Source organism: Vibrio sp. 9-16B-A1 (genome assembly GCF_056726165.1).
Map to the genome: position 1 here is coordinate 214,576 of NZ_JBSDZD010000009.1, position 20,603 is coordinate 235,178.

General features: G+C 51.9%; 21 protein-coding genes, 9 tRNA genes and 2 rRNA genes. 22 read left to right on the top strand and 10 right to left on the bottom strand.

Annotation, left to right across the window (positions count from 1 at the left end; genetic code table 11):
- Positions 1-19 precede the first annotated feature (19 nt).
- Genes ACVB80_RS15810 through yggU form a run of 4 tightly spaced genes read left to right on the top strand, consistent with a single transcriptional unit; the run spans position 20 to position 2,430 of the window.
- A complete protein-coding gene (locus ACVB80_RS15810) occupies positions 20-721 on the top strand; it encodes a YggS family pyridoxal phosphate-dependent enzyme (protein ID WP_481082245.1) in 702 nt (233 codons plus the stop codon).
- Between the two features lie 24 nt (positions 722-745).
- The gene (gene proC, locus ACVB80_RS15815; protein ID WP_481082246.1) at positions 746-1,564 is read left to right on the top strand and encodes a pyrroline-5-carboxylate reductase; all 819 of its coding nucleotides are present in this window, start codon (positions 746-748) and stop codon (positions 1,562-1,564) included.
- Between the two features lie 18 nt (positions 1,565-1,582).
- On the top strand, positions 1,583-2,143 hold the full coding sequence (locus tag ACVB80_RS15820) for a YggT family protein (protein WP_481082247.1): 561 nt from the start codon (positions 1,583-1,585) through the stop codon (positions 2,141-2,143).
- Positions 2,140-2,430 (top strand): DUF167 family protein YggU, encoded by a 291-nt coding sequence (gene yggU / locus ACVB80_RS15825; protein ID WP_481082248.1) that lies wholly within the window; start codon positions 2,140-2,142, stop codon positions 2,428-2,430. Before ACVB80_RS15820 ends, yggU begins: the two co-directional genes overlap by 4 nt.
- Before the next feature lie 28 nt (positions 2,431-2,458).
- Here the strand turns inward: yggU and ACVB80_RS15830 are convergent, their stop codons facing one another.
- The gene (locus ACVB80_RS15830) at positions 2,459-3,046 is read right to left on the bottom strand and encodes a hypothetical protein (RefSeq protein WP_481082249.1); all 588 of its coding nucleotides are present in this window, start codon (positions 3,044-3,046) and stop codon (positions 2,459-2,461) included.
- A 201-nt stretch (positions 3,047-3,247) separates the two neighbouring features.
- Here ACVB80_RS15830 and ACVB80_RS15835 point away from each other — a divergent pair, with 201 nt between their 5' ends.
- Genes ACVB80_RS15835 through hemW form a run of 3 tightly spaced genes read left to right on the top strand, consistent with a single transcriptional unit; the run spans position 3,248 to position 5,493 of the window.
- The gene (locus ACVB80_RS15835) at positions 3,248-3,679 is read left to right on the top strand and encodes a DUF4426 domain-containing protein (RefSeq protein ID WP_481082250.1); all 432 of its coding nucleotides are present in this window, start codon (positions 3,248-3,250) and stop codon (positions 3,677-3,679) included.
- A 48-nt stretch (positions 3,680-3,727) separates the two neighbouring features.
- The gene (locus ACVB80_RS15840) at positions 3,728-4,330 is read left to right on the top strand and encodes an XTP/dITP diphosphatase (protein ID WP_481082251.1); all 603 of its coding nucleotides are present in this window, start codon (positions 3,728-3,730) and stop codon (positions 4,328-4,330) included.
- On the top strand, positions 4,327-5,493 hold the full coding sequence (gene hemW, locus ACVB80_RS15845) for a radical SAM family heme chaperone HemW (protein WP_481082252.1): 1,167 nt from the start codon (positions 4,327-4,329) through the stop codon (positions 5,491-5,493). The genes ACVB80_RS15840 and hemW overlap by 4 nt, the downstream gene beginning before the upstream one ends.
- 191 nt (positions 5,494-5,684) lie before the next feature.
- Here hemW and ACVB80_RS15850 read toward each other — a convergent pair whose 3' ends face one another.
- The 3 genes from ACVB80_RS15850 to trmB form a co-directional block, all read right to left on the bottom strand.
- Complete coding sequence (locus ACVB80_RS15850; protein WP_481082253.1) at positions 5,685-6,296, bottom strand: DNA-3-methyladenine glycosylase family protein; 612 nt, start codon at positions 6,294-6,296, stop codon at positions 5,685-5,687.
- A 19-nt stretch (positions 6,297-6,315) separates the two neighbouring features.
- Positions 6,316-7,236 carry a glutaminase B gene (gene glsB / locus ACVB80_RS15855; RefSeq protein ID WP_481082254.1) on the bottom strand — a complete coding sequence of 307 codons (921 nt, stop codon included), beginning with the start codon at positions 7,234-7,236 and terminating at the stop codon, positions 6,316-6,318.
- A gap of 96 nt (positions 7,237-7,332) precedes the next feature.
- Complete coding sequence (gene trmB / locus ACVB80_RS15860; protein ID WP_481082255.1) at positions 7,333-8,052, bottom strand: tRNA (guanosine(46)-N7)-methyltransferase TrmB; 720 nt, start codon at positions 8,050-8,052, stop codon at positions 7,333-7,335.
- Between the two features lie 153 nt (positions 8,053-8,205).
- On the opposite strand from trmB, the gene mutY reads away from it, so the two are divergent.
- From mutY to ACVB80_RS15920, 12 genes are all read left to right on the top strand, one after another.
- Positions 8,206-9,249, top strand: coding sequence for an A/G-specific adenine glycosylase (mutY, locus tag ACVB80_RS15865; RefSeq protein WP_481082275.1), 1,044 nt, complete (start codon positions 8,206-8,208; stop codon positions 9,247-9,249).
- Between the two features lie 9 nt (positions 9,250-9,258).
- Complete coding sequence (locus ACVB80_RS15870; RefSeq protein WP_481082256.1) at positions 9,259-9,531, top strand: oxidative damage protection protein; 273 nt, start codon at positions 9,259-9,261, stop codon at positions 9,529-9,531.
- Between the two features lie 97 nt (positions 9,532-9,628).
- On the top strand, positions 9,629-10,765 hold the full coding sequence (mltC, locus tag ACVB80_RS15875) for a membrane-bound lytic murein transglycosylase MltC (RefSeq protein ID WP_481082257.1): 1,137 nt from the start codon (positions 9,629-9,631) through the stop codon (positions 10,763-10,765).
- Positions 10,766-10,867: 102 nt separating this feature from the next.
- Positions 10,868-10,943 (top strand) — tRNA-Phe (locus ACVB80_RS15880).
- A gap of 52 nt (positions 10,944-10,995) precedes the next feature.
- A tRNA-Thr gene (locus ACVB80_RS15885) sits at positions 10,996-11,071 on the top strand.
- A 7-nt stretch (positions 11,072-11,078) separates the two neighbouring features.
- A tRNA-Phe gene (locus ACVB80_RS15890) sits at positions 11,079-11,154 on the top strand.
- A gap of 35 nt (positions 11,155-11,189) precedes the next feature.
- Positions 11,190-11,265, top strand: a tRNA-Asn gene (locus tag ACVB80_RS15895).
- Between the two features lie 388 nt (positions 11,266-11,653).
- Positions 11,654-13,276 (top strand): methyl-accepting chemotaxis protein, encoded by a 1,623-nt coding sequence (locus ACVB80_RS15900; protein ID WP_481082258.1) that lies wholly within the window; start codon positions 11,654-11,656, stop codon positions 13,274-13,276.
- Between the two features lie 219 nt (positions 13,277-13,495).
- A tRNA-Phe gene (locus ACVB80_RS15905) sits at positions 13,496-13,571 on the top strand.
- 51 nt (positions 13,572-13,622) lie between these two features.
- Positions 13,623-13,698 (top strand) — tRNA-Thr (locus ACVB80_RS15910).
- 8 nt (positions 13,699-13,706) lie between these two features.
- A tRNA-Asn gene (locus tag ACVB80_RS15915) sits at positions 13,707-13,782 on the top strand.
- Positions 13,783-13,826: 44 nt separating this feature from the next.
- Positions 13,827-13,902 (top strand) — tRNA-Asn (locus ACVB80_RS15920).
- A 163-nt stretch (positions 13,903-14,065) separates the two neighbouring features.
- Here the strand turns inward: ACVB80_RS15920 and ACVB80_RS15925 are convergent.
- Positions 14,066-14,470: a divergent PAP2 family protein gene (locus ACVB80_RS15925; RefSeq protein WP_481082259.1), complete on the bottom strand. Its 405-nt coding sequence runs from the start codon at positions 14,468-14,470 to the stop codon at positions 14,066-14,068.
- A 9-nt stretch (positions 14,471-14,479) separates the two neighbouring features.
- A complete protein-coding gene (locus ACVB80_RS15930; RefSeq protein ID WP_481082260.1) occupies positions 14,480-15,337 on the bottom strand; it encodes a decaprenyl-phosphate phosphoribosyltransferase in 858 nt (285 codons plus the stop codon).
- A gap of 190 nt (positions 15,338-15,527) precedes the next feature.
- Here ACVB80_RS15930 and ACVB80_RS15935 point away from each other — a divergent pair, with 190 nt between their 5' ends.
- Positions 15,528-16,817 (top strand): FAD-binding oxidoreductase, encoded by a 1,290-nt coding sequence (locus ACVB80_RS15935; RefSeq protein ID WP_481082261.1) that lies wholly within the window; start codon positions 15,528-15,530, stop codon positions 16,815-16,817.
- Positions 16,818-16,819: 2 nt separating this feature from the next.
- A complete protein-coding gene (locus ACVB80_RS15940) occupies positions 16,820-17,557 on the top strand; it encodes an SDR family oxidoreductase (RefSeq protein WP_481082262.1) in 738 nt (245 codons plus the stop codon).
- A gap of 15 nt (positions 17,558-17,572) precedes the next feature.
- Here ACVB80_RS15940 and ACVB80_RS15945 read toward each other — a convergent pair whose 3' ends face one another.
- Positions 17,573-18,766, bottom strand: a complete 1,194-nt coding sequence (locus ACVB80_RS15945; protein ID WP_481082263.1) for a sugar efflux transporter — start codon at positions 18,764-18,766, stop codon at positions 17,573-17,575.
- Between the two features lie 186 nt (positions 18,767-18,952).
- On the opposite strand from ACVB80_RS15945, the gene ACVB80_RS15950 reads away from it, so the two are divergent.
- The gene (locus ACVB80_RS15950) at positions 18,953-19,840 is read left to right on the top strand and encodes an AraC family transcriptional regulator (protein ID WP_481082264.1); all 888 of its coding nucleotides are present in this window, start codon (positions 18,953-18,955) and stop codon (positions 19,838-19,840) included.
- Positions 19,841-20,124: 284 nt separating this feature from the next.
- Here ACVB80_RS15950 and ACVB80_RS15955 read toward each other — a convergent pair.
- The 3 genes from ACVB80_RS15955 to ACVB80_RS15965 form a co-directional block, all read right to left on the bottom strand.
- Positions 20,125-20,201: transfer RNA gene (locus tag ACVB80_RS15955), tRNA-Asp, on the bottom strand.
- 42 nt (positions 20,202-20,243) lie between these two features.
- Positions 20,244-20,359: ribosomal RNA gene (rrf, locus tag ACVB80_RS15960) — 5S ribosomal RNA — on the bottom strand.
- 137 nt (positions 20,360-20,496) lie between these two features.
- A 23S ribosomal RNA gene (locus tag ACVB80_RS15965) occupies positions 20,497-20,603 on the bottom strand; the annotation flags it as partial.

Here is a 20,603-nt window from a genome sequence, read left to right on the forward strand (position 1 = left end):
ATCCTTAATAACGTCAACTATGTGTAGTATTCAACAAAACATTGAACAAATCACCGCACAAATCCGCGCTGCTGAAGAAAAGTTTGGCCGGGATTGTGGCTCCGTGCAACTTTTGGCGGTGAGTAAAACCAAACCAGCTGAAGCCGTTGCCGATGCGATTGCCGCCGGTCAGCGCGCCTTCGGAGAAAACTATGTTCAGGAAGGGGTGGAGAAAATCGCTCACTTCCGCGCTCACTATAACCATGACGATCTGCAATGGCACTTTATTGGTCCCATCCAGTCGAATAAAACCCGACCAATAGCAGAAAATTTTGACTGGGTGCATTCAGTCGACAGGGCAAAAGTTGCGCAGCGTCTCAATGATCAGCGCCCGGATGACATGGCGCCACTTCAGGTACTTATCCAGGTCAACACAAGTGGTGAAGAGAGCAAGTCCGGCACCGGCGAACAGGAAGTATTTGAACTGGCAGAGTTGATAAACTCGCTGCCAAACCTCACTTTAAGAGGACTGATGTCAATCCCGGCTAACGTGGATGACTACGCCTCTCAGCTGAACGCTTTCAACCAGCTGGCCGCTCTGCAAAACAAGCTTAAAGCGAAATATCCGCAGCTCGATACCCTGTCGATGGGAATGAGCGGTGATATGCAGGCAGCAGTAGAGGCAGGAAGCACAATGGTGCGTATTGGTACCGCCATTTTTGGTGCCCGTAACTACAACTAAACATTACGCCTTCAGGGAACACTCATGGAACAGAAGAAAATCACCTTTATCGGCGCAGGGAACATGGCGCGCTCCATTATCGCGGGACTGGTTGCCAGCGGCTATCCGGCAGCACTGATCACGGCGACCGACCCAAGCGAAGAAGCCCGCAGCCTGCTGACCACTCAGTACGGAGTTAAGACCAGCCCGAACAACCTGAGCGCGACGGAGCAGGCAGATGTCATTGTGCTGGCAGTCAAACCCCAACTGATGGAGGTGGTTTGTCGGGACCTGCAAAGTGTGGACTACCAGCACAAACTGGTGATTTCCATTGCCGCCGGGATCAGCGCTGCAAGACTTGAAGAGATGCTGGCCTCTGAGCTTCAGCTGGTGCGGGTCATGCCTAACACCCCGGCCCTGGTCGGCAAAGGCATGAGCGGCCTGTTTGCCAGCCCTGAGGTTTCTTCAGAGCAAAAGACGTTTGCCGAGCAACTGCTTGGCGCAGTTGGTAAAACCTGCTGGGTAGAAAAAGAGTCCGGGATCAACAATGTGATCGCCGCTGCCGGCAGTGCACCTGCCTACTTCTTCCTGTTTATGGAAGCTATGCAGCAGGAAGCCATTGCCCAGGGGTTTGATGAAAAAACCGCACGCCTGCTGGTTGAGCAGTCTGCACTGGGCGCAGCCGAAATGGTGGTCGCCAATCCGGATCTGGAGCTAAGCACCCTGCGCGAACAGGTAACCTCAAAAGGCGGCACAACAGCAGAAGCGCTGCGAACCTTTAACCAGTATCAGCTGTCTGATATTGTGTCGAAAGCCATGCAGGCGGCAGTTGCCCGCGCGCAGGAAATGGAAAAACAATTTTAAACAGATTAAGGGTCTATAATGAACTCGATGTATTTTCTGGTAACTACCCTGTTTAACCTCTACATCATGGTAGTGATCCTGAGAGTCTGGCTGCAGATGGCCAGAGCCGATTTTTACAATCCGTTTTCTCAGTTTGTGGTCAAGGCAACTCAGCCGGTAGTTGGCCCACTGCGCCGCTTTATTCCATCTATCGGCAGCATTGACCTTGCCACCGTTCTGTTTGCCTACGTGCTGTGTGTGGCCAAACTGCTGGTTATTACTGCACTGAATCCACAGGTTGCCTTCTCTGTCAGCAGCGTGCACTTCATCCTGGGTCTGCTGGCACTGGTTAAAGCCGCAGGCGGACTGGTGTTCTGGGTACTGCTGCTGCGCGCTATCCTGAGCTGGGTAAGCCAGGGCCGCAGCCCGGTAGAATACGTGTTCCACCAGCTGACCGAGCCAATGCTGGCACCGGTACGCCGCTTCCTGCCTCCGATGGGCGGTTTTGACCTGAGTGTACTGGTACTGCTTATCGGCCTTCAGTTTGCTGACTCCCTGATGGGCGAGATATTCGGCGTGTTGTGGCTCAGTATAAAATGAGCAATGCGGTACAGAAGCAGGGCGACGACCTGGTGCTTAAACTGTATATCCAGCCCAAAGCCAGCCGGGATCAAATCGTCGGCCTGCACGGTGAAGAGCTGAAAGTCGCCATCACAGCTCCGCCGGTCGATGGCAAAGCCAACGCCCACCTGACCAAATTTCTGGCCAAACAGTTCAAAGTCGCCAAAGGTCTGGTCAAAATTGAAAAAGGTGAACTCGGGCGGCATAAACAGCTGCGAATCCAGGACCCGGCTCAAATCCCCGATATAGTTAAAGCTCTCATCTGAGAGCTTTAATCAATCAATTTCCAAAAAGTTAATTCAGAACCCGGGCTTCTGTTAGTTCAGCACTGTTTTCGTGGTAATACTTCAGTTCTTCCTTTTTTTGCCTCACCTCTTCCGGGCTCAGCACTTCTTGTTTCTGAAGCCAGTCAAACTTGTTTAGTTCATTTTCCAAATCATTTTCCAGGTTAATGTCCGCATACCAGGCATACAACTGAGCCTTCCTGCGCTTCATAAGCTCAGCGATCAAAGAGTCATGATGTTTATCCTTGATTATAAAAACATTTGCTTTCTCAGATTGATACACCGTGTATGTGACTTTAGTGAGATATGCCCAGGCAACGCAGGCAACGCCAAGTACCATCCACATCAAATCAAGATGCAACTTTCCTGTTGAGTAGCTGGAATACACACTTTGAGCGACACTAATAAATACCCAGAGAAAACCAACATTCCTCAACCATTCGTTCAGCTCGGTGTTTTCCATTGTTTTCACAGGCAAGTCAGCATAGTACAGGTCAACATCTCCCCTGTTGGAAGAGTCCTTGTACTCATAGTTAAAGTAATCATCTTCAAGGGTAAACGTGTGATGATTTTTCCCTTTTTTTTGTTCTATTTTCATTTCTGGCTCAACTAACAATTAAACATCAGCTTTAATTATCCAGAAAACATAAATCAAACAAATAGATGCAAACTGTAAGTGTGAGTGAACTCAATTAATCAGCAGACTAATCAGACCAACTAAGGCACTTGTGCCAGGCTGACTTCAGACCGGAACAACAATCAAACCTTACGCAGACCACCAAACATAAGGAAATGAACGATGAAAAGGATACTGCTTACGACTGTTTTTTTTCTGCTATCCCCGGCCATATTCGCAGGCCAGTTCAAAACCATTAAAGACGTCGAGGTCCACTACTCGGCGTTTAACTCCACTTTTCTGACCGCTGAGATCGCCCGCCAGTACAAAATCAAACGTAACGATTACAACGCGGTACTCAACATTTCGGTGCTCGATACTTCCAAAGCAGGCAAACCGGCCACCCAGGCCAGCATTACCGGCAAGAGCCAGAACCTGCTGGGCCAGACCCGTACACTGGAGTTCCGCGAAGTGAAAGAAGCCAGTGCCATCTACTATCTGGCCGAGTTCCCGGTCAGCGATGAAGAGACCCTGACCTTTGAACTGGACGTGGATGCCGGGCTGAGCGGCAAAGGCAAACTGCGCTTTAATCAGAAATTCTATGTCGGGCAGTGATCTGCTATTCTTGCTGCCATTAACCGCAGCAAAAGAAAAGAGTTCACTATGTCCAAATTAGTTCTTGCCACCGGCAATCAGGGTAAAGTCAAAGAGATGGCTGATCTGCTGGCTGAGTTTGGTTTTGAAGTGCTGGCCCAGAGCGAGTTTAACGTCTCTGACGTCGCTGAAACCGGCACCACTTTCATTGAGAACGCGATCATCAAAGCGCGCCACGCCGCCAAAGAGACCGGCCTTGCGGCCATCGCTGATGATTCAGGACTGGAAGTGGATTTTCTCAAAGGTGCGCCTGGCATCTACTCTGCCCGCTACGCCGGTGAAGGCGCCAGTGACCAGCAAAACCTGAACAAGCTGCTGGAAGCCATGCAGGGCGTTCCTGCTGAGCAGCGTACAGCCCGCTTCCACTGTGTACTGGTACTGATGCGTCACGCAGACGACCCTACCCCAGTCATCTGTCACGGCAGCTGGGAAGGCCGGATTCTGGAGCAGGCCAGCGGCAGCAATGGCTTTGGTTACGACCCTGTATTCTACGTACCGGAAATGGACTGCGCGTCAGCAGAGCTGGAGCCAGCACAGAAAAAGCAGCTGTCACACCGTGGCAAAGCGCTTAAGCAGCTGTTTGAAACCCTGAAACAGCAGAAGCTGGCATGAAGATAACGCCCCCGGCGCTGAGCCTGTACGTCCATATCCCGTGGTGCGTGCAAAAATGCCCTTACTGCGATTTTAACTCTCACGCCCAAAAAGGTGAGATCCCTCAGCGCGAATATATCGATGCCCTGCTCGAAGACCTTGATCAGGATATCGAACGCTACCGGCTGAGCGATGCGCCGCGTCCGCTGCATTCGATCTTTATCGGTGGGGGTACGCCGAGCCTTATCGAGCCTGAGCTGATCAAACACCTGCTTGACGGGATCCACGCAAGGCTGGCGTTTACCGGCAATATTGAGATCACCATGGAAGCCAACCCGGGCACGATAGAAGCAGAGCGCTTTGCCGCATACCGGGAAGCCGGTGTTACCCGGATCTCCATCGGGGTGCAGAGCTTTGAGCAGCAAAAGCTGGAGAGGCTTGGCCGGATCCATGGCAAAGCAGAAGCGATAAACGCGGCCAGGCTGGCTCATCAGATCGGCCTTAACAGTTTCAACCTGGATCTGATGCACGGCCTGCCGGATCAGAGCCAGGCACAGGCGCTGGCAGATCTTGACCAGGCGATCGAACTCGATCCGCCGCATCTCTCCTGGTATCAGCTCACCATCGAGCCCAATACGCTGTTTTACTCGCGTCCGCCAACCCTGCCGGATGACGATGAGCTGTGGGATATTTTTGAGCTTGGCCATCAGAAGCTGACGGAGGCCGGCTACGTGCAGTACGAAACCTCCGGCTACAGCAAACCGGGCTTCCAGTGCCGTCACAATCTTAACTACTGGCGCTTCGGGGATTACCTGGGCATTGGCTGCGGGGCACACGGAAAGCTGAGCTTTGCTGACGGCCGCATCGTGCGTACCACCAAGGTCAAACACCCGCGCGGCTACCTGAACCTGTTAAAGCCGTATCTCGACAGTGAACAGGAAGTACCGGCCGAAGACCGCCCTTTCGAGTTCTTTATGAACCGCTTCCGCCTGCTCGAACCCTGCCCTAAACAGGACTTCAGTGAAACCACCGGTCTTGATCCGGAAACCATCCGGCCAACCCTGACATGGGCACTGGATCAGGGTTACCTGAGTGAGACAGAGACTCACTGGCAGATCACCGAAAAGGGCAAACTGTTCTTAAACGATCTGCTGGCCGCCTTTATGCCGGACGAAGAAGAATAACCGCGTTTGTACAGCACTCAGGGCTTTTGGATCATGATGATCCAAAAGCCCTTTTTTCTGCCCGCCACCAGCAAAATCAGGCCATTGTTCAGTTAACCAGGCTTCAGGATCATGGGTAACCCAAAGCTCCCCCGCGCACCCGCCACCGCCACCAGTCCCAGTCCCAGTACCTAGTACCTAGTACCTAGCACCTAAAGCCTGGTAAGCAAATCCGTATCCCAGCACTCCCAGATATGCAGCGCCAGATAAGAGTGATACGGCTCTGTCAGCTCCAGGATCATGCCAGGCTCAGTGCCCTCAAGAGCCGCAAAGTGTTCCAGGCCACGCATCAGCGCAACGTCGCCATACGCCCACACATCAGGCAGGGCAAAAAAGAAGATCGCCGCCATATCTGCCGTCCACTGGCCTATTCCCCACAGTTTGGTCAGTTCATGGGTGATGAACACCCGGTCGCGGGAATGATAAAGCGCCGGGTCGAGCGTCTGGTTAACTACCGCATCACGCAGGCCGATAAGGGTTTTAACTTTGGAGTTGGACAGACCGCAGTCCCTGAGCCGCTGATAGTTATCCTGACAGCAAAAGCCGGTCAGGTCAGGGCCTGCTGCCTGCTCTACCCGCTTCCAGATTGTCGAAGCGGCAGCATTTGAGAGCTGCTGACCAGCGATGGAGCGGGCCAGATAGGGGAAGAACTGCTGCTCAGGCTGAGGTTTCAACGAGAGCTCACCGTTGGCGGCAATAGCCTGATTCAGGCCTGGCAGCGCTGTGGTGGCGTTGAGAAGATAGTTGTGGGCTTGTTTCGACATCCTTGTCCGCCTTATGGGTTTAAAAGATAGAGCGTCCTATCCGCTCAGAGAGCAGCTCCAGCGCCCGGGTACCCGCCAGCGAGTTGCCGGACGGATCCAGTTCCGGTGACCAGACCGCGATACTCATTTCTCCCGGAACCACAGCGACAATACCGCCGCCGACACCGGATTTACCCGGCATACCAACCCGGTACGCGAACTCCCCGGCGCCGTCATACAGGCCACAGGTCGCCAGCAGCGCGTTCAGCTGCTTGGTCTGGGTTGGGGTGATCACCTGTTTACCAGTCTGAACCGATACGCCCTTATTTGCCAGGTAGCTGAAAGTCTTCGCCAGGTCCACGCAGCTCATCTTCAGCGCGCACGCATGAAAATAGTTGTTCAGCACCGGAATGACCTCGTTGTCAAAGTTGCCAAACGAGCGCATCAGGTAAGCAATCGCCGCGTTACGATCGCTGTGCATCATCTCAGACGCCGCCACAACCTTGTCATAAGTGATATGAGTATCACCGGAAAGCTGACGGACAAACTCCAGCAGGCGCTGCCTTGGGGCAGACAACCGGCTGTGGAGCATATCGGCTACAACAATGGCACCAGCATTGATAAAGGGGTTTCGCGGAATGCCTTTTTCGACCTCAAGCTGGATCATGGAGTTAAATGCCTGACCGGAAGGCTCCTTGCCCACCCGTTGCCAGATCTCTTCCGGCTCATAGAGCACCATCGCCAGGGTCAGGCTGAGCGCCTTTGAAATCGACTGAACAGAGAATCCTTCATCAGCATCACCGGCTTTAAACACCTCACCTTCATTGGTATACACAGCAATAGCCAGCTTATAGCTGGGTACCTTTGCCAATGCGGGGATATAGTCAGCCACTTTTCCCTGGCCGAGCAGAGGGCGAACCTCGTGCAAAATGTCCTGCAAAATCTGGTTGGTCGGTTTCATTGCGCACCCTGTTTAATGGTTTAGTTATGCTCTTAGGGCAAAAAAGCCAACGAAATGCTGGCTTTTTAATATCTTGGGGCGGTTAAGCTTTGGTGCTTACTTTACACGCTTGTACTTAATGTCCCAAACGCCGTGTCCCAAACGGTGACCGCGCGCTTCAAACTTGGTCAGAGGACGCTCTTCCGGACGCGGAACATAGTGACCCTCTTCAGCAATGTTCTGGTAACCTGGTGCCTGCTCCATGATTTCAATCATGTGCTCTGCGTAGTTTTCCCAGTCTGTCGCCATGTGGAAGATACCCGCATCAGGGATAAGCTTCTGGCGCACCATCTCAGCGAAGTCCAGCTGTACAATACGGCGCTTATGGTGACGCTTCTTGTGCCACGGGTCAGGGAAGAACAGCTGCAGCGTGCTCAGGCTGCCATCAGGGATCATGTTGGCAAACACTTCTACCGCATCGTGACACATTACACGCAGGTTAGTGACACCCGCTTCACGGGCAGAAGCCAGACAGGCACCCACACCCGGGCTGTGAACTTCGATACCGATGTAGTTTTTCTCCGGTGCGTTCTTCGCCATTTCAACCAGTGACGCGCCCATACCAAAGCCGATCTCCAGTACTACCGGGTTGTCGTTACCAAATACTTCCTGCCAGTTGAGCAACTCTTCTTTGTAGTCGATGCCCATGGTTGGCCAGCATTCGTTCATGGCGGCTTCCTGGCCTTTGGTCAGACGGCCTTCGCGACGCACAAAGCTGCGTACTTTGCGGATCAGTTTGCCATCTTCAGTGTATTCGTTGGTGGTCACTTCACTCATTGATTTCTGCCTGATAATTGGTCAAAGCGGGGATTATCCAAAGAATCGTCTCTGGTGCAAGTGTTAATTATAACCCCACACTTTATCGGTTTTACACCGCAGGGTAAGTATGGTGCAATCGGCATCAGTTTTTCGATTGTAAGAGTACAGACAGTGACCCCATTTGCCGAGGCCATTTTGGACTGGTATCACCAGTATGGCCGCAAGTCCCTTCCCTGGCAGCAGGATAAAACCGCTTATACGGTATGGCTCTCAGAGATCATGCTGCAGCAAACCCAGGTGGCAACCGTGATCCCCTATTACCAGCGCTTTGTAGAACGCTTCCCGACCGTACAGGCGCTGGCTGAGGCTTCTCAGGATGAAGTGCTGCACCTGTGGACCGGCCTTGGTTACTACGCGCGTGCACGCAACCTGCATAAAGCTGCACAAGTTGTAATGTCTGAACACAGCGGTGAGTTTCCCCGCAATCTTGAACAGATGAACGCTCTGCCGGGCGTAGGCCGCTCGACAGCTGCTGCTGTACTGTCATCAGTCCACCAGCTGCCACACGCGATTCTGGACGGTAACGTCAAGCGCACCCTGTCGCGCTGCTTTGCGGTAGAAGGCTGGCCGGGTCAGAAGAAGGTTGAAAACCGGCTGTGGGAGCTGGCCGAACAGCATACCCCGCAAAGCGATGTTGACCACTATAACCAGGCAATGATGGATATGGGCGCCATGGTCTGCACCCGCTCAAAGCCGAAATGCCAGCTCTGCCCGGTTGAAAGCTTCTGTGAAGCCAATAAACAGGGCCGCCAGCTGGACTTCCCGCATAAAAAGCCCAAAAAAGAAAAACCGGTCAAAGAGACCTGGTTTGCCATCATCTGTCATCAGGATGAAGTCTGGCTGGAGCAGAGGCCACAAAGCGGGATCTGGGGCGGACTGTACTGTTTCCCTCAGTCTGACAGCGATGATCTTGAACCTCTGCTGGATAAAATGGGCATCACCCGGGCCAGCCAGAAAACCCTGATAAGCTTCCGCCATACATTCAGCCACTATCACCTGGATATTACCCCGGTGCTGATAGAGCCGGAGAGCGCCCCCAATATCACCATGGAAGCCGGACAGGCTCTCTGGTATAACTTACACAATCCGGAAACGGTTGGACTGGCAGCACCGGTTAAGCAGCTGCTGGAAAGCCTGCCGTTCGAAATCAATTAAGGAGCCGTTATGAGCCGCACAGTATTTTGCGCACGTCTGCAAAAAGAAGCCGAAGGGCTGGATTTTCAGCTGTACCCGGGTGAGCTGGGTAAACGCATTTTCGACAATATCTCCAAAGAAGCCTGGGCGATGTGGCAGTCAAAGCAGACCATGCTGATCAATGAGAAAAAGCTCAACATGATGGATCCGGAGCACCGTAAGCTGCTGGAAACCGAGATGGAAAGCTTCCTGTTTGAAGGCAAAGATGTAGTCATTGAAGGCTACACGCCACCAGCAGAGTAATCCACTGAGCTGATAACACAAAAGTCAGCTATTACCTTTTCGCTTAAAAAATGACATCATTAGTCCGCTGATGGTGTCATTTTTTTATGGAAGCAGAATGAAAAAACTGGTCTATTTTTTGGTGTCTTTACTGCTGGTTGGCTGCAGCCGGGAGTTTATCGAATCACTTTACGAAATCGATTATGAACCTACCAACCGTTTTGCCAAGAACCTCGCCGAGCTTCCGGGCCAGTTTCAAAAAGACATTGCTGCACTGGATGCTCTGATCAACAGCTTCAGCGGCAACATCGAAAAACGCTGGGGCAAGTCAGAAGTTAAAATGGCAGGCAAAAGTAACTATGTGAAATACATAGATAATTACATGAGCCGCGCCGAAGTCGATTTCTCAAAAGGGGTGATCACCATAGGCACCGTGGCACCAACCGAGCCCCAGAAGCACCTGAAAAATGCCATCGTTACTACTCTGCTGACACCGGATGACCCGGCGCATGTCGACCTTTACTCCTCTTCCAGCATCAAGCTGGAGGGGCGGCCGTTCCTCTACCGTCAGGTGCTCGACCAGGACCAGAAAGCCATTCAGTGGTCATGGCGCGCCAACCGCTTTGCCGACTACCTGATCGCCAATAAGCTCAAAACCCGCAGCGTGGACTATAAAAAAGCGTATTACGTCGAGATCCCTATGGTTAAGGATCACTTCGAACTGCGCAGTTACCAGTACGCCGATATCGTCCGCCGTGCTTCACGCAAGTATGACATCCCGGAAGATCTGATCTACGCCATCATCAAAACCGAGAGCAGTTTCAACCCCTATGCGGTCAGCTGGGCCAATGCTTATGGCCTGATGCAGGTGGTTCCCAAGACTGCCGGCCGGGATGTATTTAAGCTGGTGAAAAAGAAACCTGGTGAGCCGAGCCCTGAGTACCTGTTTGACCCGGAGAAGAACATAGATACCGGTACCGCGTACTTCTATATCCTGAAAAACCGCTACCTGAAAGATGTGCGCCACCCCGTTTCACTGGAGTACAGCATGATCTCAGCCTACAACGGTGGCACCGGCGGTGTACTGAACACTTTTAACCGCAATGACAGAAAACGGGCAATGCGCGACCTGAATTCACTGCAGCCAAATCAGGTTTACTGGGCGTTAACCAAAAAACACCCGAATTCGGAGTCACGCCGCTACCTGGAAAAAGTGACCAAATTTAAGAAAGATTTCAATTCCGGGCGCGGATAGTAACCATTTTGTTCAAAAACCCGGCAAACACACCATTTTTTTAGTTTTTTTAAAAATACCTGTTGACGCCGGGGCCGAAAATCCGTTTAATAGCGCTCCGTCGCCCGGATAGCTCAGTCGGTAGAGCAGAGGATTGAAAATCCTCGTGTCGGTGGTTCGATTCCGCCTCCGGGCACCACAATTTAGATTGTTGGTGCTTAATGAAAGTACGAGCAATAAGAATAAAATGTGCCGACTTAGCTCAGTAGGTAGAGCAACTGACTTGTAATCAGTAGGTCACCAGTTCGATTCCGGTAGTCGGCACCATTTATTTGCCTCGATAGCTCAGTTGGTAGAGCAGCGGATTGAAAATCCGCGTGTCGGTGGTTCGACTCCGCCTCGAGGCACCATTTTCGGTGCTTAACCTGAAAAGGTTACACGAAATTCCCCCTTAGTTCAGTTGGTAGAACGGCGGACTGTTAATCCGTATGTCGCAGGTTCGAGTCCCGCAGGGGGAGCCACATTAGAAACCCTAGCCGAAAGGCTGGGGTTTTTTCTTATCTGCTACGATAATACTTCGCGAAAGCCATGACTGGGCGTCCCCGACAAGATGTCCCCGCCGTAAGACGTGCTTTTTTCGTATATCATCTCTCGTCTCTCGTCTCTCGTCTCTCGTCTCTCGTCTCTCGTCTCTCGTCTCTCGTCTCTCGTCTCTTACGCCCATGCCAACCAGCCCCACAAACAACCCTGCCGATCACATTCCGACTTATTTTTTGCTAAAAATTTAATCCGCATCATACTTTTGTCATCTGTTAGCTTTAAGCGCTCATCATTAACGTACAGCTGACGATATCATGAAGGTATACCAACAACTCCCCATCACAACGGAAGTGATACTCCGAGGTAAATATGAAACTAAAAACCCAATCTTACCTGCTGTCTGCGGTGATCCTGGTGGCGCTGCTGGCTCTGACCGCAACCGGCCTGTGGACCCTGCGCGTTGCCAGTGATCAGGACAACCAGGCACGCGTAGGCGAGCTGTTCAAAAGCACCTACAGCATCCTGAGTGAGCTGGAAAAAATGGCAATGGACGGCACCCTGAGTGAAGAGCAGGCAAAAGCTATTGCGACCAGGGTACTGCGCAACAACATCTACAAAGACAACGAGTACGTCTATGTAGCAGATGAAAACCTGAACTTCATCGCAGCTCCGCTTGACCCTCAGTTGCACGGCACCAGCTTCCACGATTTCCGCGACTCTGAAGGCAACAGCGTCGGCGCCATTTTACAAAAAGCTGTAGCCGCGAATCCGGGCAGGATCGCCCAGTACACCTGGAGCCTGAAACTGCCGGATGGCACAGTGGAAGAAAAACTGTCTATCGCAGAGAAAAGCGACCACTGGGGCTGGTATGTCGGCACCGGTATCGGCTTTAACGAAGTGAACGAGCGATTCTGGTCAACGGCAAGCTGGCAGCTGACCCTGTGTCTGCTCATCGCAGGCGCGATTCTGGCAGTGCTGATCGTCGCTATCCGCCGCATGCTGACCCTGCTCGGCGGTGAGCCTCAGGAAGTACGCTCAGCAGTGCAGGCTGTAGCAGCAGGCAGGATTCAGACAACATTCGAATACGACGCAGAGCCTGGCAGCATCTTCCAGGCAGTTCAGCAGATGAGCCTCTCCCTGGCAGAGCTGGTTAATAACATGGAGCAGTCCATGCACGCCCTGCGCGGAGAACTTGGCAACGTAGAGTCACGCTCTGCCAGCATCAGTCAGCTGACCGATACCCAGCAGCAGTCTACCGAGATGATTGCCACCGCGATGACCGAGATGGCCTCTTCTGCCAACAATGTTGCAGATTCGGCCAGCGAGACCGCTTCTAACACAGATGAAGCCGACAAACAGAGCCAGGTGACCCAGCAACTGATCCTGAGCGCAGTGAGCAATATCGAAGGCCTTGCAGAGCAGCTGGGCACTGCCAGCGATGCCGTTGCCGCGCTGGATAACGATGTAAACAACATCGCCAAAGTCCTCGATGTGATTGGTGATATTGCCGAGCAAACCAACCTGCTTGCGCTGAATGCTGCGATTGAAGCAGCCCGTGCCGGTGAACAGGGCCGTGGCTTTGCGGTGGTGGCTGATGAGGTTCGCAACCTTGCCGGCCGTACCCAGAACAGCACCAAAGAGATCCAACAGATGATCGGCAACCTTCAGGATGGCTCACGTAACGCAATCCAGACCATGGAAGTGTGTGCAGATACCAGCCAGACCACAGTTGAAGAGTCACGTAACGCATCAGAAGCGCTGCAGCATATTGTCGATGCCCTGGAGACCATCACCAGCATGAGCCACCAGATTGCGACAGCCGCTGCTGAGCAGACCCAGGTGAGCGATGACATCTCCCAGCGTATCAATATGATTGAAGAGAGCGGCAGTCAGCTGAGCCAGGTTGTGACAGAAAGTCACAGCAGTACCCGCCACCTTGCCCAGCTGGCCAATGAGCTTGAGCTCTGGGTAAACAAATTTACGGTTAAGTAATCACTCTCAGCGCACCTTCGGGTGCGCTTTTTTTGTCTCCCGCAGCAAGATTCCGCCAACTTAAAATAAAAAAACTCTCCCCTTACCCCCGCATTTCGCATGCGTTTTAATCACCAACGCGCAAAAACAGCCCACTAAGTACAGAAAAGCATCAAACGAGAGTTTTTTTGCATTTTTCTGTTGACCTAAAACCGGAAAAACCGTTTAATACACCCCGTCGCCCGGATAGCTCAGTCGGTAGAGCAGAGGATTGAAAATCCTCGTGTCGGTGGTTCGATTCCGCCTCCGGGCACCACAATTTAGATTGTTGGTGCTTAATGAAAGTACGAGCAATAAGAATAGATGTGCCGACTTAGCTCAGTAGGTAGAGCAACTGACTTGTAATCAGTAGGTCACCAGTTCGATTCCGGTAGTCGGCACCATTTATGATTCCCCCTTAGTTCAGTTGGTAGAACGGCGGACTGTTAATCCGTATGTCGCAGGTTCGAGTCCCGCAGGGGGAGCCACTTTCGCTCCTTTAGTCAGATGACTTCTGAAGCACACAAATTGTTCCCCCTTAGTTCAGTTGGTAGAACGGCGGACTGTTAATCCGTATGTCGCAGGTTCGAGTCCCGCAGGGGGAGCCACTTTAGAAACCCTAGCCGAAAGGCTGGGGTTTTCTTTTATCTGCTTCTGTGAACGGTGAATATGTCACAGCCGGATGGCCGGCCCGTACGAGTCCCGCAGGGGGAGCCACTTTAAGAAGAAAGCCATGTCGAAAGACGTGGCTTTTTTCGTTTTAATACCCACCTAAACCACAAGATTTATCAGCCATGCGGTAACCACTCCGGTTAGTATTCCGCCCAGAATTTCAAACAGGCTGTGCCCTATCCTTTCTCTCAGGCGCTTCTTCTCAGGCGTAAGCTGATTGAGTGCTTTAGCGTGGTCGCTGATGTGCTTTCTGAGGCCGGTGGCATCCAGACATACGATAAGTGCCAGCGCCAGGGCGACTGCCAGTACCGGATTATCCCATCCGGCGCGCAGACCGATAATCATCACCGCGCCGGATACAATACTGGCATGTGTACTGGGAAAGCCACCATAGCCAATCTGGTCAAATGCCAGCGACCGGCTCCGGGCGCTGTTGACAGCAAACTTAAGACATCCGGCCATCAGCCAGGCAGCAAAAGGAGTGATGAGGTATGCCAAGTCCATGTTCTTTTCTCACTGCACCAAAACGTATCCACAGGCGAGTATCCACCCCACAATAGCCAGCTGTAACTGACGGTCAGAATAAAGAGCATCAACCGGTGACTCTCCCTTATCTTTCAGCTCAACCACAAACCAGTAGCGATACAGGCCAAAAATAACAAACAGCACCGACAGCACCATAGAGGGCTGCTCGGTAATAACAAACAGACTGTAAAACAGCACCGAACAGGTAGCAGAAAGAGCAGCATACTTATCCACCAGCGCGATCGTATAGTGTTGCAATACCGGCCTTGCGTCCCTGCCATGGTGCAGCAGCTCCTGACGCCGCTTGAGGGCCGCCAGATACAGAGCAAGAGACAGAGTAGTTACAAGCATCCAGGCAGACAGGGGCACTTCCAGAACAACCGCTCCGGCATAAACTCTTAATACAAACCCCAGTGCTACAGAGAAGATATCCAGTACGGGCTGGTGCTTCAGATAAAGAGCGTACAGGACATTCAATACCAGATACGCAGCAGCTACCCAGACCGCCTGAGGCACTGTGGCCGTAAATCCAAGAATCAGGAAGTACAGCACCAACAGCAGCCTATAAGCCCGCGGGAGAGAGATGTCTCCGGAAGCTAACGGCCGGGTCCGGGATTTCACCGGATGACGGCGGTCATGGTCAAGATCACGACAGTCGTTAAACACGTAAGCTGCGGACGCAGCCAGGCAAAATACAATCAGCGCCTGAACGGCCTGGATAACGGCGTGTGGAGAAGTAAACTGAGCCGAAAAAAACAGTGGTGCAAGCACAAACAGATTCTTTACCCAGTGCCTTGGACGCATCAGGCGAAGTAAGATTTTTAACGTACCTGCAGGGCTGCTCATCAGTATCTGTTCTTAACCTGCTTCATAGTGACTTTATTCTAAATCTAGGTAATCCCGCCCTCCTTTGCCAATTCTTCCAAAGATTAAAACCACCGTTCCTCCGAAAAAAAACCTGTAAACGTCTATAGTTATAACAACAGCAACCATCCGGTAGCTGTATCTGATAACCAGACGGACAGGTAATCTGAGGATGGCACTACCAACCACCAGCTGGGGCAGGTTCCCGGTCACCAATGCAGAAAGGCGCTACAGCCAGAGGGAACACCCGGAGCCTTTTTCCGGCAGTACGATTGCGAGAGGCCTGGGCAGAAGTTATGGCGACAGCGCACTGGCAGCGCAGCTCACAGATACCACCAGAATGGACCGCTTTGTCTGCTTTGATGAAAGTTCCGGAGTTCTGACCTGTGATGCGGGCGTATCGCTCGACGCTGTTTTAAAAACCTTTGTTCCCAAAGGCTGGTTTCTTCCTGTCACGCCTGGCACCAAATTTGTCACTGTTGGCGGAGCAATAGCGTCAGACGTTCATGGAAAGAATCACCACCTTGACGGCAGTTTCTGCGATTACCTGTTATCTCTCCGGATCTCAATTCACCAACAGGAATATCAGTGCTCCGAAACTGAAAACCCGGAGCTGTATCACGCTACCTGTGGCGGAATGGGCTTAACCGGCGTAATAACAGAAGCCACTTTCAAATTAAAACCTATCAGCAACAGCAGTATCTGTCAGACCACATACAAAGCTGAGAACCTGGAACACCTTCTGTCACTGTTTGAACAGCACCAAAACTGCACTTACTCGGTGGCCTGGGTTGACTGCCTGGCCAAAGGCGCACAACTCGGCCGCTCCCTGCTGATGCTTGGAGAGCATGCTCAGAAAGGAACTCTCAGCGTACACCGTGGCAGCAGACTCAGCATTCCCTTAAACCTGCCCTCCTTTACGCTTAACCGCTTCAGCGTGGGGGCTTTTAACCAGCTTTATTATGCCCGGGCTCTCCGGAGTAAAAACGTACAGCACTGCCACTACGATGCGTTTTTCTACCCGCTGGATTCAATCGGAAACTGGAACCGGATTTACGGCAGGGCTGGCTTCACCCAATATCAGTTTGTTTTGCCTCTGGAAGGGGGAAAACAGGGCCTGAAAAGAATACTGACCGAAATAGCATCATCGCAGCTGGGCTCTTTTCTTGCGGTACTGAAAGTATTCGGCCGTGCAAACCAGAACCTGCTCTCTTTTCCGGCACCCGGCTACACCCTCGCACTGGACTTCAAACTCAGCCAGGCAACCCTGGACCTGCTCGACAGGCTTGATGAGATTGTACGGGAGTATCAGGGCAGGCTTTATCTGAGCAAGGATATGCGCATGTCTGAAAGCATGTTCAAACAGGGTTACCCGCAATGGGAAAGGTTTCAGCAGATCAGGGAAGAGTATGGCGCAAAGCCACTGTATAACTCCCTGCAGTCGGCCAGGATAGGGCTTTAACAATGAAAAGTATCGTTATATTTGGTGCCACCTCGGCAATTGCAGAGCAGCTGGCGCGGCTCTACGCAGCCGAAGGCGCCCGTCTGTTTCTTGCAGCCCGAAACCACAACAGACTCACCTGTATTCAGCAGGATCTGCTCATACGTGGTGCGACAGAGGTTCACACAGAGCGATTTGATGCCACAGAGCACGCCACCAATGCCACCCTGGTAAAAAAAGCATTTTCTTCTTTTCAGCAGGTGGACCTGCTTATAATCTGCCATGGTCATCTGCCTGATCAGCCTAACTGTCAGGATGACTATCAGAAAACACTCGATGAGATAGAGCTGAACGGTACCAGCGTCATCACTCTGCTGACTACTGCAGCTAATAATATGGAAAATCAGGGCTCTGGTACCCTTGCCGCAATCACCAGTGTCGCCGGGGACAGGGGGCGTCAGTCCAACTATGTCTACGGTGCAGCCAAGGGAATGGTGTCCATATTCCTGCAGGGGCTGGGACAAAGGCTTGTCAAAGCCGGTGTTCACGTACTCGATATAAAACCTGGCTTTGTGGATACACCAATGACTGAAGCCTTTGCCAAAGGCCCCTTATGGAGCACACCAGACAAAATCGCAGCACTGATAAAAAGAAGAGTGGAGCGCAAATCACTGCTCAGTTACACCCCTTTCTGGTGGACTCTGCTCATGACTGCGATCCGGTTGCTCCCTGCATCACTGTTTAACCGGTTATCACTTTGACCCCAAAAAGTTGCTCTAACCCTGCTCTGCAACCCGCTCTTCCTGCCTGCCGTTGCCGGCCAGGCTGAAGTACACCATCAGAACAAGCGCAACCAAAGCTCCGCTCAGGCACAGGTAAAACGCACTGTAATAGTTATACAGCTCACCAACAAAGCCAACCGACAGACTGGCAACCAGCATACTCAGTTGCAGCATGTTGGAAAACAAAGTCGAGGCGACACCAAGGCGATCGGCCATCATATCCTGCAGTACCACCATCCCCAGCGTTGCACTGATGCCGATGAATACACCATTAAATACCTGCACAGCGATCATGGCCCAGAACTCGGTTACATTAAGCATCGAGAAGAAAAACAGACTGCCGCAGATCAGCCCCACAATCAGCATACGCTCAGTACCAAACCGCTTTGCCATTCGACCGGCATTCATCATTATCGGGATCTCACACAGCGCGGCAACACCAAACAGGATCCCGAGCCAGTTGGCTTTAATCATCAGCTCCTGTGACAAATAAAGCGGCATACTGGTTATATATAAGTTATTCGCACCAAAGGTAAATACCAGCATCACGCAATAAAGCACCACCCGGCCGCCCAGCTTCCCTTTAACTGTTTCTGCTGGCTGCGCATCATCCTTGCGTATTCCGTCACTGCCCGGCAAGTACCGGGCAACAATCAGCATGGTTACAGCAACCATAATCGCGGAGGTCAGGAACGAGGCACTGAAGCCAAAGCTCCCTTTGAGCATAAAGGCAAGCGGCGGCCCAAAAACCCATGCAATAGCAATCCCGGCGCGCATGGCAGAGAGAAATGAAGTGCTGTCACTCAGGTGCCTATCGCCATACTCACGTCCCAGCGCAAACAGCTGGCCGAAGATCGCACCACTGATACTGCCGAATACCATCGCAATTCCGACCGCCAGGTAGTAATTTCGAATTAAGGTGAAGCTGATAACCGTCACCAGGTAGCTGCCCAGCGAGAGCAGCAAAATTCGCTTACGCTGCCAGCCACGGTCAGAATAAGCAGCGATAAACTGAGAGACCACTACCGAACTGCATACAGCCAGCACCATATAGGCGCTTAACATGGCCGGCGATGCTCCAAGAGCTTCTACAATAAACAGACTGGAAAGGGGGTAGAAAAAAGCGCCGCACATCCCGGTCACAAACGCTGTCACTATGAAAAGCAGGGCAGTTTTGTTCTGATACATAACATTATCCTCTTATTAGTTCAGCGATCCTGGCCAGGTATCGGTAACAGTGTCAGTCTACTCAATATGCGTTCCTTCATTGGTAACAATCCGTCCTGGTCTGGTACTTTCCCATCATTTTCCCCCGGAGTTTTGACAGATAAACGCCACAAACAGTAATCTGTTGAGAGTCAGGGAGGGGAAATAATGCGTCCATTTATCGAGAATGTGTTCAACGAAGATCGCTTCAACTGGCAGGTACGTGAATATCACTGCAAAGTGGCCAAGAAAGAGTTTACTTGTCCCTGGCACTATCATGCTGAGTACGAACTGGTGCTCTACCGGGATCCGGAAAACATCTTTAATGGCACCTATATTGCCGGAGATGGTATCGGATCAATCCGGCATAACACCCTGCTTTTATATGGCCCGGGCCTTCCGCACATGCTGTCAGGGCAACTCAGTGATCCCGGATGTAAGCCTCACTATTCACTGATCTTTTGGTTTAGCCATAAGTGGTTGAAAAAACTACAGCAAGCCGCTCCTGAGCTAAAGGGACTCTCCCCGCTTTTACGACGCTCTGCACATGGTCTGCAATTTAGTCCGGAAACCGGAGAAACCATATTTGAACTCCTTTCCGGTATTAACGAAAAAGCACCACACCATCAGTTTCAGGGCGTAATACAGGCACTGAACAAACTGGCGGATGACACGGGTGCTGCGGAACTCTCTGCAACGCCATACGTCTTTAATCCACAGCAGGACGACACAGAAACGATAAAACGGGTGGAGGCGATAAGAAAGTTCATTGAGAACCACTACCATTCCCCTATCCGAATTGATGACCTTTGCCGGGAAGTACATATGAGCGAAAGCTCCGCATACCGGATGTTTGAAAAACACTTTAACGAGTCTTTTTCAGAGCACCTCAAGCGCTTCAGAATAGGCAAAGCGTGCGAACTGCTGGCCAATACCCATAACCCGGTCTCACTGGTCGCAGAGCGCTCAGGATTCAATAATCTGTCTAACTTTAATCGCCAGTTTAAGACACTGAAGAAAATGACACCTACGGAGTTCAGGGGAAGGTTTAGATGAGGGGTTCGGGGGACGGTTCGCTTCGTGGTACGTGGTTCGCGGAAGAGAGATCGTAAGGCTCTGGGCTCTGGGCTCTGGGCTCTGGGCTCTGGGCTCTGGGCTCTGGGCTCTGGGCTCTGGGTGGATGCTACAGCGGGCCACAATAGAATCAAAGGGAAAACTATATCCCTCGAACCACGGAGCGAAGCGCACGCGTACCACGAACCAATCCCCCAAAACCACCTGAAAGCACAAAGTTACAGACACAAAAAAAGCCCCGTCTTTCGACGAGGCTTCTAAATAAGTGGCGGAGCGGACGGGACTCGAACCCGCGACCCCCGGCGTGACAGGCCGGTATTCTAACCAACTGAACTACCGCTCCGCAGCGGTAAACACGTCTTTCAACGTGGTTCCTAAATTTAAAGCCTGGCGATGTCCTACTCTCACATGGGGAAGCCCCACACTACCATCGGCGCTATTGCGTTTCACTTCTGAGTTCGGCAAGGAATCAGGTGGGTCCACAACGCTATGGTCGCCAAGCAAATTCTTTAATTCGGAAAGCTGTTTCGTTCTACACTACATTCAATATTCTTTATTGAGTCCACGACCTCCATGGATGGAGGAAGTGCTGATAACTGTCTGGAACAGTTTCAGTAACAAAACCCCTTGGGTGTTGTATGGTTAAGCCTCACGGGCAATTAGTACAGGTTAGCTCAACGCCTCACAACGCTTACACACCCTGCCTATCAACGTTCTAGTCTCGAACAACCCTTCAGGACACTTA

Excerpts from the sequence above, each read along its gene's own strand:
- ACVB80_RS15810 (WP_481082245.1), top strand. The coding sequence starts at position 20 with ATGTGTAGTATTCAACAAAACATTGAACAAATCACCGCACAAATCCGC.
- proC (WP_481082246.1), top strand. The coding sequence starts at position 746 with ATGGAACAGAAGAAAATCACCTTTATCGGCGCAGGGAACATGGCGCGC.
- ACVB80_RS15820 (WP_481082247.1), top strand. The coding sequence starts at position 1,583 with ATGAACTCGATGTATTTTCTGGTAACTACCCTGTTTAACCTCTACATC.
- yggU (WP_481082248.1), top strand. The coding sequence starts at position 2,140 with ATGAGCAATGCGGTACAGAAGCAGGGCGACGACCTGGTGCTTAAACTG.
- ACVB80_RS15830 (WP_481082249.1), bottom strand. The coding sequence starts at position 3,046 with ATGAAAATAGAACAAAAAAAAGGGAAAAATCATCACACGTTTACCCTT.
- ACVB80_RS15835 (WP_481082250.1), top strand. The coding sequence starts at position 3,248 with ATGAAAAGGATACTGCTTACGACTGTTTTTTTTCTGCTATCCCCGGCC.
- ACVB80_RS15840 (WP_481082251.1), top strand. The coding sequence starts at position 3,728 with ATGTCCAAATTAGTTCTTGCCACCGGCAATCAGGGTAAAGTCAAAGAG.
- hemW (WP_481082252.1), top strand. The coding sequence starts at position 4,327 with ATGAAGATAACGCCCCCGGCGCTGAGCCTGTACGTCCATATCCCGTGG.
- ACVB80_RS15850 (WP_481082253.1), bottom strand. The coding sequence starts at position 6,296 with ATGTCGAAACAAGCCCACAACTATCTTCTCAACGCCACCACAGCGCTG.
- glsB (WP_481082254.1), bottom strand. The coding sequence starts at position 7,236 with ATGAAACCGACCAACCAGATTTTGCAGGACATTTTGCACGAGGTTCGC.
- trmB (WP_481082255.1), bottom strand. The coding sequence starts at position 8,052 with ATGAGTGAAGTGACCACCAACGAATACACTGAAGATGGCAAACTGATC.
- ACVB80_RS15870 (WP_481082256.1), top strand. The coding sequence starts at position 9,259 with ATGAGCCGCACAGTATTTTGCGCACGTCTGCAAAAAGAAGCCGAAGGG.
- mltC (WP_481082257.1), top strand. The coding sequence starts at position 9,629 with ATGAAAAAACTGGTCTATTTTTTGGTGTCTTTACTGCTGGTTGGCTGC.
- ACVB80_RS15900 (WP_481082258.1), top strand. The coding sequence starts at position 11,654 with ATGAAACTAAAAACCCAATCTTACCTGCTGTCTGCGGTGATCCTGGTG.
- ACVB80_RS15925 (WP_481082259.1), bottom strand. The coding sequence starts at position 14,470 with ATGGACTTGGCATACCTCATCACTCCTTTTGCTGCCTGGCTGATGGCC.
- ACVB80_RS15930 (WP_481082260.1), bottom strand. The coding sequence starts at position 15,337 with ATGAGCAGCCCTGCAGGTACGTTAAAAATCTTACTTCGCCTGATGCGT.
- ACVB80_RS15935 (WP_481082261.1), top strand. The coding sequence starts at position 15,528 with ATGGCACTACCAACCACCAGCTGGGGCAGGTTCCCGGTCACCAATGCA.
- ACVB80_RS15940 (WP_481082262.1), top strand. The coding sequence starts at position 16,820 with ATGAAAAGTATCGTTATATTTGGTGCCACCTCGGCAATTGCAGAGCAG.
- ACVB80_RS15945 (WP_481082263.1), bottom strand. The coding sequence starts at position 18,766 with ATGTATCAGAACAAAACTGCCCTGCTTTTCATAGTGACAGCGTTTGTG.
- ACVB80_RS15950 (WP_481082264.1), top strand. The coding sequence starts at position 18,953 with ATGCGTCCATTTATCGAGAATGTGTTCAACGAAGATCGCTTCAACTGG.